At 61.1% G+C, this 13,895-nt stretch carries 12 protein-coding genes; 5 read left to right on the forward strand and 7 right to left on the reverse strand.

The features are described from left to right. Positions 1–135: 135 nt before the first annotated feature. Genes HU766_RS08735 through arsH form a run of 4 tightly spaced genes read left to right on the forward strand, consistent with a single transcriptional unit; the run spans position 136 to position 3,027 of the window. Complete coding sequence (locus tag HU766_RS08735; protein WP_033702429.1) at positions 136–492, forward strand: metalloregulator ArsR/SmtB family transcription factor; 357 nt, start codon at positions 136–138, stop codon at positions 490–492. 29 nt (positions 493–521) lie between these two features. Next, entirely contained in the window at positions 522–1,805 is a 1,284-nt protein-coding gene (locus HU766_RS08740; protein ID WP_186655492.1) for an arsenic transporter, read from the forward strand. Between the two features lie 14 nt (positions 1,806–1,819). Continuing rightward, entirely contained in the window at positions 1,820–2,290 is a 471-nt protein-coding gene (locus HU766_RS08745) for an arsenate reductase ArsC (protein ID WP_186655494.1), read from the forward strand. Between the two features lie 23 nt (positions 2,291–2,313). After that, on the forward strand, positions 2,314–3,027 hold the full coding sequence (gene arsH, locus HU766_RS08750; protein WP_186655509.1) for an arsenical resistance protein ArsH: 714 nt from the start codon (positions 2,314–2,316) through the stop codon (positions 3,025–3,027). A 21-nt stretch (positions 3,028–3,048) separates the two neighbouring features. Here the strand turns inward: arsH and HU766_RS08755 are convergent, their stop codons facing one another. The 7 genes from HU766_RS08755 to lpdA form a co-directional block, all read right to left on the reverse strand. Then, on the reverse strand, positions 3,049–4,872 hold the full coding sequence (locus HU766_RS08755) for an FAD-dependent oxidoreductase (RefSeq protein WP_238338579.1): 1,824 nt from the start codon (positions 4,870–4,872) through the stop codon (positions 3,049–3,051). An 88-nt stretch (positions 4,873–4,960) separates the two neighbouring features. Then, positions 4,961–6,679, reverse strand: a complete 1,719-nt coding sequence (locus HU766_RS08760) for an FAD-dependent oxidoreductase (RefSeq protein ID WP_186655512.1) — start codon at positions 6,677–6,679, stop codon at positions 4,961–4,963. Between the two features lie 43 nt (positions 6,680–6,722). Then, positions 6,723–7,532, reverse strand: a complete 810-nt coding sequence (locus HU766_RS08765; protein ID WP_186655515.1) for a TIM barrel protein — start codon at positions 7,530–7,532, stop codon at positions 6,723–6,725. A gap of 37 nt (positions 7,533–7,569) precedes the next feature. After that, on the reverse strand, positions 7,570–8,913 hold the full coding sequence (locus HU766_RS08770; protein ID WP_186655518.1) for an aromatic acid/H+ symport family MFS transporter: 1,344 nt from the start codon (positions 8,911–8,913) through the stop codon (positions 7,570–7,572). 250 nt (positions 8,914–9,163) lie between these two features. Then, positions 9,164–9,973, reverse strand: coding sequence for an IclR family transcriptional regulator (locus tag HU766_RS08775; protein ID WP_033702422.1), 810 nt, complete (start codon positions 9,971–9,973; stop codon positions 9,164–9,166). A gap of 146 nt (positions 9,974–10,119) precedes the next feature. Next, positions 10,120–10,926 carry a shikimate dehydrogenase gene (locus tag HU766_RS08780; RefSeq protein WP_186655521.1) on the reverse strand — a complete coding sequence of 269 codons (807 nt, stop codon included), beginning with the start codon at positions 10,924–10,926 and terminating at the stop codon, positions 10,120–10,122. A 162-nt stretch (positions 10,927–11,088) separates the two neighbouring features. Next, complete coding sequence (lpdA, locus tag HU766_RS08785) at positions 11,089–12,489, reverse strand: dihydrolipoyl dehydrogenase (RefSeq protein ID WP_186655526.1); 1,401 nt, start codon at positions 12,487–12,489, stop codon at positions 11,089–11,091. Positions 12,490–12,697: 208 nt separating this feature from the next. Between lpdA and cfaB the strand changes: the two genes are divergently transcribed. Further along, a complete protein-coding gene (cfaB, locus tag HU766_RS08790) occupies positions 12,698–13,882 on the forward strand; it encodes a C17 cyclopropane fatty acid synthase CfaB (protein WP_095063950.1) in 1,185 nt (394 codons plus the stop codon). Positions 13,883–13,895 lie beyond the last annotated feature (13 nt).

A 13,895-nucleotide genomic window follows, 5' to 3' on the forward strand; every position in this document is an offset into this window, starting at 1 on the left:
GAGCGCGGGCTATTTCCTGTTTTATGACGTCCCGTAAGGCGCGGCGATTGTGAATATCTGGTTTACCACATATTCGAATAGGCATATATTCGGATTTCCAGATATTAGTCGTACACGCATTCCCCAGGAGGTCACATGCGGGAAACACTGACTCCCCCCATCGTTTTCAAATGCCTGGCTGATGACACTCGGGCCCGGATGACCCTGCTGATCGCCCGCGAAGGCGAACTCTGTGTCTGCGAACTTACCCACGCGCTGGAGCTGAGCCAGCCGAAGATCTCCCGGCATTTGGCCCAGTTGCGCGAGGCTGGACTCCTGATGGATCGCCGCAAGGGTCAATGGGTGTACTACCGACTGCACCCCGAACTGCCGCAGTGGGTGGACGCGATGCTGAAGGGAGTGGTCGATGCGAACCAGCAATGGTTGAGCCCCGATGCGTTGCGCCTTGCCGAAATGGGCGAGCGGCCGCAGAGCCCTGTTGCTTGTGCTTGATACTTCCCTTCGCTGATTGAGTTGTCGTCATGCTGATCGCATTTCTGATTTTTCTGGTGACGATCGTTCTCGTCATCTGGCAGCCCAAGGGCTTAGGCGTGGGTTGGAGTGCAGCTCTAGGAGCTGTCGTGGCGCTGCTGGCTGGCGTCGTAAGCCTGTCCGATATTCCAGTGGTCTGGCAGATCGTGTGGAACGCCACCGCAACGTTCATCGCCGTCATCATCATCAGCCTGCTGCTGGACGAGGCGGGGTTCTTCGAGTGGGCGGCATTGCACGTGGCCCGCTGGGGCAACGGCAGCAGCCGCAAGCTGTTCGCCTTCATCATCCTGCTGGGCGCCGCCGTCTCGGCGCTGTTCGCTAACGACGGTGCGGCACTGATCCTGACCCCGATCGTCATCGCCATGCTGCTGGCCCTGCGCTTCTCCCCGGCGGCGACGCTGGCATTCGTCATGGCGGCGGGCTTCATCGCCGATACCGCGAGCCTACCGCTGGTGGTTTCCAACCTGGTGAACATCGTCTCCGCCGACTACTTTGGCATTGGCTTCAGCGAATACGCCTCGGTCATGGTGCCGGTGAACCTGGTCAGTATCGCCGCCACCCTGGGAATGCTGCTGTGGTTCTTCCGCAAGGACCTGCCGCGTACCTATGAACTCGACCAACTCAAGGCTCCCGAAGCCGCTATCCGCGACAAGGCGACGTTCGTTGCCGGCTGGTGGGTGCTTGCGCTGTTGCTGGTCGGCTTCTTCGCCATCGAGCCTCTGGGCGTTCCGATCAGCGCCATCGCTGCTGCCTGTGCGCTGATCCTCTACCTGATCGCCGCGCGCGGGCACGTGATTTCAACCCGCAAGGTGCTCAAGGACGCGCCTTGGCAGGTCGTGGTGTTCTCGCTTGGCATGTACCTCGTGGTCTATGGCCTGCGTAACGCCGGCCTCACCGACTACCTGACGCAGATCCTCAATATCTTCGCCGGCTACGGGATCTGGGGCGCCTCCCTCGGGACGGGGCTGCTCGCCGCTGGCCTGTCGTCGGTTATGAACAACATGCCCACCGTGCTGGTAGGGGCCTTGTCGATCCATTCCGCCGAGGCCACCGGCATCGTGCGCGAGGCCATGATCTACGCCAACGTCATCGGCTGTGACCTCGGTCCGAAAATTACCCCAATCGGCAGCCTGGCCACCTTGCTGTGGCTGCACGTGCTGGCCCGCAAGAACATCGTCATCACCTGGGGTTACTACTTCCGCACCGGCATCGTCCTGACGCTGCCGATCCTGCTTGCCACCTTGGCCGCATTGGCCATCCGCCTGAGCTTTTGAATCGGAGATACCTGATGAAAGTCTTGTTCATGTGCACTCACAACAGCTGCCGCAGCATCCTGTCCGAGGCGCTGTTCAATCACCTGGCCCCCGAGGGTATGGAAGCTGTGAGCTCGGGCAGCTTCCCAAGCGGCAAGGTCAATGAGCGGGCACTGAAAACCTTGGAAGCCGCCGGTATCCCCACCGCTGGTCTTTCAAGCAAGGCCTCGGATGCCTTCGAGAGCTCTCCTCCCGACATCGTTGTCACCGTGTGCGACCGCGCTGCCGGCGAAGCCTGCCCGATCTTCTTCGGTCCATCGCTCAAAGCCCACTGGGGTCTGGCCGACCCTTCGGCGGTCATCGGGAGTGAGGCCGAAATCGAAGAGGCCTTCCAGGCCACACTTGCGAAGATCGATGAGCGCGTGCGCGCCTTCATTGCGCTGCCTCTCTCGCAACTGAGCGAGGACGAACTGAAAGCCGAACTTGCCCGTATTGGCGCCCTGTAGGCCCTGGATCAATGGAGACCGAAATGAACGACCACCTGCCAAATGTCCAACCAGAACTGATTGATTTGCCGTCGCTGGAGCGGCTGGCGCCGAAGGATCCTTCCACGCACAAACCGCGCATCCTGCTGCTGTACGGATCGACCCGCGAACGCTCATTCAGCCGCTTGATGGTTGAGGAAGCTGCGCGCCTGCTGGAAGCGTTCGGCGCCGAAACCCGTATCTTCGACCCTTCCGGCCTGCCGCTGCCGGATGACGCTCCGAACTCCCACGAGAAGGTGCTGGAACTCCGCGAGCTGATGCAATGGTCCGAAGGCCAGGTGTGGTGCTCGCCCGAGCGTCACGGCTCAATGAGTGCTGTCTTCAAGGCGCAGATCGATTGGGTACCGCTGGCCATGGGCGCCGTTCGCCCAACCCAGGGCAAGACCCTCGCGGTGATGCAGGTGTGTGGAGGCTCGCAGTCATTTAACGTGGTGAACCAACTGCGCGTGCTTGGCCGCTGGATGCGTATGTTTACCATCCCGAACCAGTCGTCGGTGCCGAAAGCCTTCCTGGAGTTCGATGAAGCCGGGCGCATGAAGCCGTCTTCTTTCTACGATCGACTGGTCGACGTAATGGAGGAACTGACCAAGTTCACGCTGCTGCTGCGTGATCGCCAGGATTATTTGGTAGACCGCTACTCCGAGCGCAAAGAGTCGGCGGAAGAACTATCCAAGAGAGTCAATATTCGGTCTATTTGAGGTCATGAGCATGTCGCACCCTTACTCATTGAAATCGTTGCCCCATGCTCCGGGTGTGCTGCTTTTGACGCCTTGTCCGGGCACCCCGCTCGACCCGTGAGCGTCACGGCTGTGGAGCGCACCGGGCATGCCCCTCTTGGCACCCTCCAACCCCGCCGCATGCCGGGCCACCCGCCAGCCGAACACAATCGCAGGCCCCAGGGTGGTACCTGGGCCAGGGTAGGTGCCGCGAAAGATCGAGGCCAGGTCATTACCGCAGGCGTATAGCCCCTCGATCACCTGGCCTTGGGTGTCCAGCACCTGGCCGTCGGCGTTGCCGCTCAAGCCTGCGCTGCAGGCGAGGTCGGCGGGTTGTACGGTGACGGCATAGTAAGGCCCCTCGCCCAGCGGGCGCACGCAGGGGTTGGGTGTTTGCTGTGGGTCGCCATTGTGACGGTTCATGGGGCTGCTGCCACGGTTGAATGCCGGGTCTTCACCGTGTGCGGCGGAGGCGTTGTAGGTGTTGACCGTGTTTGCGAGCCCCTCGGCATCGATCTTGAGCTTGCTGGCAAGCTCGGCCAGCGTGCTGGCTTTGACCAGGTAGCCGGCCTTGACGAAGCTGGCGATGTTGGCGGCGGTGCGCAGCGGCATCACCAGGCCCAGGCCATAGCGGCGCAAGAAGGCTTCATCGCAGATCAGGTGAGCGGTGGGGCTGCCATCGGCGAGCATGCCCATGACGAAGTCGTGGTAGGAGTCCGACTCATTGACGAAGCGCAGGCCCCGGCGGTTGACTGCGATCAGCCCTGGCTTGGCACGGTCTAGCAGGATGTGTGGCCAGACGGCCTGGTAGCCGTCCTTGCTTGTGCGGATCGAACAGGGCATCCATAGACCCGGGCTGTCATGGCCGTTGTCGAGCTGAGCGTTAGCCTTCAGCGCGCGATCGATGCCGTCGCCGGTATGGGTCAGGGGCGCCAGTGAAAGGGGTTGGGCCGCGGCGGGGAACAGTTGCTTGCGCAACGTCGGGTGGCGGGTCACGCCGCCGGTGGCCATCACCACGCCTCGGCGGGCGCGGATGCGCTGGGGCTGGCCATTGTGCAGCACCACAGCGCCCACCACCTTGCCGTTCTCCTGGATCAAGTCGTGCAAGGGCGTTTCAAAACGAATGGTAACGTTGCGCTGGCGCAGGCTGTAGAACAGGCGGGCAACCAAGGCGTTGCCCATCACCAGGTTGGTGCCACGGGGGTGGCTCAGGCGGTCGATGCAATAGCGGCCGACAACGCTCAGGGTACGGGTCAGGTTTTTCAGCGAGGTAAAGGGCGACAGCAGCGCGTCGAGGTCGGCGCGGGGCACCATCATGCCGCCGAGCCCCATGAACTCCGGGCGTGGTGGCCGTACGCGGGCGAAATCTTTCCCCAGTAGCCTGGCGTCGAACGCGAGCGGTGCCAGGGCGCGGCCACCGAACGCTGCTCCTGGGCCGCTGACATAGTCGGGGTGGGCTGCGGCGGCCACGAATTTGACTTCGCTGATGCGCTCCAACTCGTCAATTGCCTGCGGCCCGCTGGCCAGAAAGGCTTCGCGTAAGGCTTCACCACCGCGCTCACCGACCACCGCCTTAAGGAAGGTTGCAGCATCTGCCACGCTGTCCGGTACTCCGGCGCGCTGGCTCTGGGTGGTGCCGGGTACCCAGGTGGTACCGCCTGAGGTCGCACTGATGCCGCCCACGGCAGCGGTTTTTTCACACAGCAGCACGTCCAGCCCGTGGTGCTTGGCCATCAACGCTGTAGTCATGCCTGCGGTGCCTGCGCCGAACACCAACAGGTCGACTTCCTGGTCCCAGCGTGGGGGAAGGGGGGTGATGGTGCTCATCGTACGTTCTCCTGAGTGGTAGGGGCGAAGGGCTTGGAAGCAAACGACATGGGGGATCCCTCGAGGATCAAGGCCTGTAGGCCGGGCGTTATTCGTAGGCTGTGGCGCCAGCCAGGTGGCGCCCGGCGATATAGCCGAAGGTTGCGGCTGGCCCCAGGTTGATTCCGCCGGCCGGATAGTGCCCGCCCATGATGCTGGCCATGTCGGACCCCGCTGAATAAAGGCCTGCGATCGGCTGCCCGTGAGTGTTGAGGACTTGCGCATGGGCATTGGTCTTGAGGCCTGCGAAGGTGCCGAAGCAGCCTGCCTCGACCTTCACCGCATAGAATGGGCCCTGCTCGATTGGCGCGACGCAAGGATTTGGCGCGTGCTGCGCATCACCCTGCTTGCGGTTGTAGGGCGTAGTGCCGCGACCGAACTGGGGGTCTTCACCGTTGCGGGCGTGGCGGTTGTACTCGGTCACAGTCTGGCTCAGGCCCGCGGGGTCTATCCCGCACGCCAAGGCCAACGCCTCGATGGAGTGGCCAGTCTTCAGGTAACCCGAGCGGATGAATGGCTCAACGGGCAGTGGGAAAGGCCGGGAAACGCCCAGCCCATAACGCCGCTGAAACGCGCGGGTGCAGATCAACCAGGACGCGACCTCGGTGCCGGGTGCGGCCGCGACCATGGCGGCAACATAGTCATAGTAGCCATTGGCTTCGTTGACGAACCGTTGGCCGTTGGCGAGGACGCCGATGATGCCGGGCTTGCCGCGTTCGATGATATGCGGGAAGTGGCCGGCGCTACCGTCCTTGTAAGGTACTCGAGACACGGGCGCCCAAGCGGCGGCACTGGCCAGGTCTTCAGCGACCTGGCCGCCGACGCTCTCGCCCAGGCGCAAACCATCGCCATTGACGCCCAGAGGCGGCAACGCCAGATGTTCATGGCCCGTTGGCGTGCGCGGGAACAGTGCCTTGCGTCGTTCGATGTCATTGGCAAAGCCACCTGCAGCCAGCACCACACCTTTGCGCGCCCGAATGGCGATACGGCCTTTTGCTGTTTCGACGACGGCGCCGACGACCCGGTCGTGTTCATGGATCAGTTCAGTGGCCGGCGCTGACTCCCAGAGCTGTACGCCAAGGTCTTCGGCTGACTTGGCCAGGCGGGCGATCAAGGCGACGCCGTTGACGAGGTGCATGGCGCGCCCCTTGAGCGCAAGGTCGATCAAGTGTTTGCCGAAGCGTTGGGTCACGTGCAGCAGCGAACGCCAGGAGCGTGTCAGGGTGAGGAAGGCAGTCAGGTCACGGCCGGCCATGATCGGCATGCCCATGAACGAGGTTTCGCGCATCGTCTTGCGCAGCCGCTTTAGCAGTTTGCCTACCGCGTAGGCATTGTAAGGGGCGGCGATCACCGACCGACCGCCGGTGCCGGCGCCTGGTGTATCCCCGTGGATATCAGCAATTGCGTTACCGTCGGCGAATTGCAAAGCGGTATGGCGCTCAAAAAAGGAGACCATGTTGGGCGCTGCTTCGAGAAAGGCATCGATCATGGTCGGGTCGAAGTGGTCACCCAATTCATGTTCAAGGTAGGTCCGTGGCAGCGAGCGGTCCTCAATGATCCCGGCGCGCTGAGCCAACGGATTGCACGGCACCCACATCCAGCCACCCGACCAGGCGGTGGCACCGCCGAACACCTCATCCTTCTCGACCACGATCACCCGCTGACCATGCCACGCGGCGGTCACGGCTGCGCTAAGCCCGGCTGCACCAGAGCCGATGATCAGGACATCGCAGTCCACCGTGGTGTGCAGGGAAGTGTCGGTAAGCATCAAGAGGTCTCCTGGTGTAGTGGGCTTGGTCAGCGTCAATGATTTACAGGGGCTCAATGATTGCCTTGGCTGCCGCCAACGCCTCTCGGGCCCAAGCCTCTACGCCCACTTGCGCTACCCTGCGGTCATTCGGGATCTCGACACTGACCGGAACCGCGGCTGCCAGGCCGCGCCATATCCTGGCCAGATCGATGTCACCTTCCCCCGGTAGCAAACGCCCGCAGCGCGCCGCCTGGATCAGTCCCTCATGGGTGTCGGGGCGCATCGCAGGGCCGTCGCATATTTGTGCGTAGTGCAGCCACTGCGCTGGGATTCGCTGCAAATCCTCGAAGCGGCTGTCTGAACGATCAAAGTGCAGGGCGTCTACCAGGATGCCGCCGTTGGCTCGATCGGCCTGTTCCACAATATGCAGAGCACTGGCCAGGTCATTGACGGCCGTCCACGGCATGAATTCGAGGTCTGCTGAGAGGCCGAATGGTTGCATTGCGTCGCATAGCCGAGCGTAGTGCTCTACAAGTCGGCCTTGCTCCGGATCGTCCCCGGCTACCAGTACCGCCTTGGCCCCTAGCTGCGCACCAACCTCGAAAAACGGCAGGTAGCGTTGCAGATCGAATTGGGCATCGAGGCGTATCAATTCCAGATCGAAGACCTTCACGCCGGTGTCGTTCATCCGTGCGAGCGTTTCACGCAGCATGCGTGCGTCATCCATCAGTGGATAGGCGACGGCCCCTGGCGCGACGGGTAACAACCGCACGCCAGCCTGGTCATAGCCGGTGCGGGCAGCCAGTTCGATGATTTCGGGCGGGCTGAAATCGAGAGCGGTCAGTTGGGCGATGGAATAGCTAGCTTGCATGGCAGGTCTCCGTAGAGGGGGTTAAGCGCGCTGGAATTCAGTTGGCTGGGGTGGGAATCGCCGACGTTCTGTGCTGACGGCCTTTGACCCATAGCGCCGTGACCCCGAGCAAGGAAGGGATGGCGAGGAACAAGAAGACCTGGCTGAAATCCCATTGGGCAGCCAGCATGAGTGCGCCGATCCCGGCGCCGCTGATAGCGCCCAGGCGACCGATGCCGGTTGCCCAGCACACCCCGGTGGCACGGATCTGGGTTGGGTAGAAAGCGGCTGCCAACGCATAGCCACCGACGTTGACGCCATTGAGGAAGTAGCCCAGCAACAGGATCAGCGGGCAGAGGACCTGCATCGTCGGCTGCTGCAGCGCGATTAGCACCGCGCAGGCGCCACCGCAGAACACCGTAATGCCGACCACCTTATGGTGATCCCAGCGGTCCATCTTCATGCCGACGGTAAAGTTGCCCAGCATGCCGCCAATTTGCAGCAACGAGCCCAGCAGTGCCGCATCGCCCATGCTAAGGCCGGCATCGCGGGTCAGCAGCGGCAGCCAGCTCGACAGCAAGTACATGGTCAGCAAGCCCATGAACAGCGTGATCCAGATCATGCAGGTACCGAGGCTATAACCGGACGCGAACAACGCGCTGACCTTGCCAGCCTGTTGGATCGACGCTTCGCTGATATGAAATCGGGTACGGGCGTTGGCCAAGCCAGGGGCAACTTTGTTGATCTCCTTGATCAGACGTTCCTTCAACGCACTGTTCTGGGCCAAAAAGCGGATGGACTCCGGCAGGCTGAAAAGCAGCAGGAGCGCAAAGGCAATGGGCAGCACACCGCCGACCACCAATACCGATCGCCAGCCAAAATGGGCGATCAGCCACTCACTGCCCAGGCCACCCAGGGCCGCGCCAAAGGCGAAACCGCAGTAGATGAAAGAGACCATATGAGAGCGGTAACGCTTGGGTGCGAATTCGGAAATCAGTGTCGCGGTATTCGGCATTGATGCACCCAGACCGACCCCGGTCAGAAACCGCAGCACTGTCAGGCTGACGACCCCGGTGGCCCAGGCCGAAGCTAGGCTCCACAGGCCGAACAGCAGCACTGAACCGATGATGACCGGCCTGCGGCCAAAACGATCTGCCAACGATCCGGCAGTCAATGAGCCGAAAGCCAGCCCGAGCAGGCCGCTCATCATCACGGGCCCAAGGTCATGTCGCTGCAAGCCCCAGTCGTCGACCAGCGCGGGTGCTATGAAACCGATCGAGGTCGTATCGAACCCATCAAAGACAAGCACCATGAAGCCCAGAAACAGCACCAGCCATTGCCTGGCGCTCATTTTTCTAGCGTCCATGAAGGTGCTGACATCAAGGTTGGGAGAACTCGACATAGATGACTCCTGTTTTTGTTTTTATCAGAACGCCTTTCTGGCAGCGGCATCTTTTGCAGAGCACCAGGCTTTCTCAGTGGGCGGTGATGACACTATCATAAATGGAAGATCATTCCAAAAGTAAAAAGCATTCCATTTATGATTTTGATCGGCAGGAGTCAGCGCGCTTGGCTTAACGCATTCGACAGCAGGGCTTGAGGAGAGGAGGCGGCCACGTCGGATGACAGGCCGCGTTCGATCGGTGGTCCGATCAGCCGGTCTGATCGGTGATCCGGGAGGTCATCATCGACAGCTTGGGAAGACTGTCCAGACTGATTGCGGTGATTTCTTCGGCGGCCTCGAACAATGCCGCTTTGAGAGCCTGCATACGCTCTTGGGTCAAGCGAACGCTTGGGCCGGCTATGCTGATCACGCCGATGACGTGTCGCTGCGAATCGAGGATTGCGATAGCCATCGCCGCCGCGCCAATTTCAAAACTCTCGTCAACTGACGCATAGCCTTGATCACGTGCGAGCTGCAGGTGTTTAAGCAGCTGGTCGATCGTGGTCGCCGCGTTGGGCCCATATTCACCGGCTTTGGCCAGGCCTTGACGGTAAACCAGCTCCAGCGCGCGTTCGTCACTCAGACAGCTCAACCACGCAAGCCCCGACGCTGTACAGCAGAGTTTGGCTTCGGCACCGGCATCAGGGTCGTAGCGAAGCCCGGAGCGCGTGCCTTGCGCCTTGGAGATCCACACCAGGTTGTCGCCATCGACAATGCTCAAACGCACCAGTTCGCCAGACACACGGGCTAGGCGTTCAAGGATCGGTTTGGCGAGGTCGACGATGTCGCTCTGGGACAGGTGCTTCAGTGCAAGCGATACCACCTTGAGGGCGAGAACATAATTACCGTGCTGAGGGTCTTGGCGCACAAAACCCTGTTCAACCAAGCAATTAAGCATGCGGTGAGTGGCGCTCGGCGGAATGTCCAAGGCTTCGGCAACTTGCTGAAGAGGCAGCCCGGTGCGTTTCCCGGCCAATAGCTCAATAGCGTGCAGGCCGCGTTCCAGCGCATTGCTCATAGTTGTTCCTTGATGTGTGAGAGATGAGCTCCCGTAGAAAATGCATTGAAGGCTACCCATGACGCGTTGCAAAAGAAAGGGATGCCTATATTGACGCCAGCGTACAGGGGCCGCCAATCAGGGGTTATGTGCACGCTGTTAAGGCCTCAGATTCTGAAAAACTTCCTGTAGCAGCCCAATTGCTCACTCAGCATGTAGCTGCCTGGATGCACAGGGTGCCCCAGCGCTTGCGCCTCGCTTAGCAGGCGAGTCTCAACGGGTTGCATGATGATGTCTGCCACCAGCGTTCTGGGGGCCAGGGCAGCCAGATCAACAGGAAGCGGGTCTTCATCCGAGAGCCCTAACGGCGTTGCGTTGATAACGATATCGGCTAGCCCGAGGTGCTGGCGCTGAGCGACCTCACATCGCCCCGGCCAATGTTGGTCCAGCCTGGAGAGCAGTGCATCGGCTTTGACGGTATCCGGTTCTTGCAGAGATAACTGGCCGATTCCTGCTTGCAGTAATGCGACAGCAATCGAACTTCCCGCACCCCCACCTCCGGCCAGTACGACACGCTTGCCGGCTAGCGCGTACCCCTTGCGCTGCAGGCCCAGGACAAACCCTGTCCCGTCGAAGTTGTCAGCTTCCCATACGCCTTGTTCGTTGCGCCGCAATGCGTTGGTGCTGCCGGAGACCTGGACGGCAAGGCTGACCTCATCGGCAAATTCGCGAGCGGCAAACTTGTGAGGAATGGTGATCAGCATGCCCGAGAAATTTTCCATCGCTTGCAGGCCGCGTATTACCGTCGCGAGCTGTTCAGGCCGGGCATGCACTGCAATCATTACCGCGTCCACAGCTTGCTCAGCGAATACCTTGTTGAGCAGCTGCGGGGCCTTCACTTGCTTTACCGGGTCACCTACGACCGCAAAGATTCGGGTATTGCCTGTAGGGCTGGGTATCAACAATTGGGACATTGAGTTCTCCGTGGGTAGGCCGCGCCAGCGTTGCAGCACAAACTTATCACACGGATATCGGAATATCATTCCATTTAAGAAACAGATTCCTTTATGGTGGGCAAATGTGGATAGCGAAGAGTGTCAGGCAATGCCGGGGCCGCATTGCCTGAGCGCGATCTGTCAGATCTGCATTGCCATCCCGTCCACATTCATCGCCGCCTGGCGCAAGGCCTCGGAGCGGGTCGGGTGTGGGTGGCAGGTGAGGGCGATGTCTTCTGCCGAAGCCGAAAACTCCATGGCTACGCAGAACTCGCCGATCATTTCGCTGACGCTCGGGCCCACCAGGTGCACGCCCAGTACTTCATCGGTGTTGGCGTCGGCAATGACCTTGGCGAAGCCTTCGGTCTCGTGGTTGATCTTGGCGCGGCTGTTGGCGCTGAAGGGGAACTTGCCGACCTTGTAGGCGCGCCCTTCGGCCTTGAGCTGTTCTTCGGTCTTGCCCACACTGGCCAGTTCCGGGCGGGTATAGATGACGCCGGGGATGAGGTTGTAGTTGACCTCATGGGCCTTGCCGGCGATGCGCTCGATGCACGATACCGCTTCATCTTCGGCCTTGTGCGCGAGCATTGGGCCAGAGGTGACATCGCCGACCACCCAGATGCCGGGCACCGCACTGCGGTGGTGGTCATTGCTCAGCATGCCGCGCTTGTCGGTCGAAAGGCCCACGCTTTCCAGGTTCAGGCCCTGGGTGTACGGGCGGCGGCCGATGGCCACCAGCACATAGTCGGCTTGCAGGGTTTGTGCGTCGCCACCGGCGGCGGGTTCCAGGGTCAGGCTGACGCCATCGGCCGACGGCGTGGCTTGTGTCACCTTGCTGCCGAGCTTGAAGCTCATGCCTTGCTTGGCCAGGGCCTTTTGCAGGGTCTTGGCGGTTTCTTCATCGGTGCCCGGGCAGATGCGGTCGAGGTATTCGATGACGGTGACCTGGCTGCCCAGGCGGCGCCAGACCGAACCCAGCTCCAGGCCAATCACGCCGGCGCCGATGACGATCAGGTGCTTGGGAACCTGGGGCAGGGACAGTGCACCGGTCGAGTCGATGATGCGTTGGTTGTCGATGGTCACGCCTGGCAGGGGTGTGGGTTCTGAGCCGGTGGCAATGACAATGTCCTTGGCCTGCAGCGTGGTTTCGCTGCCGTCTTCGGCCTTGACCACGACCTTGCCAACGCCATCCAGCCGGCCCCAGCCCTTGACCCAGTCAACCTTGTTCTTACGGAACAGGTACTCGATGCCCTTGGTCAGGCCGGTCACGCTCTCGTCCTTCTGTTTCATCATCTGGGCGAGGTTCAAGGTCGGCTTCACTTCGATGCCGAGGTGGGCGAATTCATCGCCGCTGGCGGCCTCGTACAGCTCGGATGCATGCAGCAGCGCCTTGGATGGCATGCAGCCAACATTGAGGCAGGTGCCGCCCAGGGTCGAGCGGCCTTCTACACAGGCAACACTCAGGCCCAGTTGGCCTGCACGGATTGCCGCGTTATAGCCGCCAGGGCCACCGCCGATGATCACCACGTCATAGGATTTCATGGGTTCCACTCCAGGATGAAGAAGCGCGAGAGGGGCACAAGGTTAGTCTGCGTGCTTAGAATTGTATACAATCTGCGTGTTTTTCATGTCGGTTGGTTCTAGACCATCGTCGCGTTTAGCCCAAAATCTACAGCTATGAACTACCCTGACTCCGTGGCGTCCGAATTTATGAGGCGTGGCGCCCCGTTACCTGAAGGGAGGGTCATTGATGCTTGCGCAACTTCCACCTGCGTTGCAGAGCCTGCATTTACCTTTGCGTCTGAAGTTGTGGGACGGCAACGAGTTCGATCTTGGGCCGAGCCCGCAAGTGACGATCCTGATCAAGGAGCCTCAGCTGATCAGCCAGTTCACCCACCCAAGCCTTAACGAGCTGGGTGAGGCCTTCGTTGAAGGCAAGCTGGAGCTCGAGGGTGATATCGGCGAGGTTATTCGCGTGTGCGACGTACTCAGCGAGGCCCTGCTGAGTGACGATGACGACACGACGCCACAGCGTATTGCCCATGACAAGGACACCGACGCCGAAGCCATTTCCTATCACTACGACCTGTCCAATGCGTTCTACCAGTTGTGGTTGGACCCGGACATGGCCTACTCCTGTGGTTACTTCCGTGAGCCGGACAACACGCTGGCCCAGGCCCAACAGGACAAGTTCGACCACCTGTGCCGCAAGCTGCGCCTGCAGGCGGGTGACTACCTGCTGGATGTGGGCTGTGGCTGGGGCGGCCTGTCACGCTTTGCCGCACGTGAGTACGGTGCCAAGGTATTCGGTATTACCTTGAGCAAGGAGCAGCTCAAGCTGGCCCGTGAGCGGGTGAAGGAAGAGGGACTGGCCGGGCAGGTCGACCTGCAGATTCTCGACTACCGAGACCTGCCTCAGGATGGCCGTTTCGACAAGGTGGTCAGTGTCGGCATGTTCGAACATGTCGGGCATGCCAACCTGCCTTTGTATTGCCAGAAGCTGTTCGGTGCGGTGCGTGAAGGTGGCCTGGTCATGAACCACGGCATCACCGCCAAGCATGTGGATGGGCGACCGGTAGGGCGGGGGGCGGGGGAGTTCATCGACCGTTATGTCTTCCCCCACGGCGAGCTGCCGCATCTGTCGATGATCAGCGCCAGCATTTGTGAGGCGGGGCTTGAGGTCGTCGATGTAGAAAGCCTGCGCCTGCATTACGCCAAGACCTTGCACCACTGGAGCGAGAACCTGGAAAACCAGCTGCATCGTGCGGCGGCCATGGTGCCGGAAAAGACCCTGCGCATCTGGCGGCTGTACCTGGCCGGTTGTGCCTACGCCTTCGAGAAGGGCTGGATCAACCTGCACCAGATATTGGCCGTGAAACCTTATGCCGATGGCCGCCATGACCTGCCATGGACCCGTGAGGATTTGTACCGCTAGGCTGAGTGTTTCA

This window comes from Pseudomonas sp. SWRI77 (assembly GCF_014269105.1).
GTDB classification, from domain to species: domain Bacteria; phylum Pseudomonadota; class Gammaproteobacteria; order Pseudomonadales; family Pseudomonadaceae; genus Aquipseudomonas; species Aquipseudomonas capeferrum.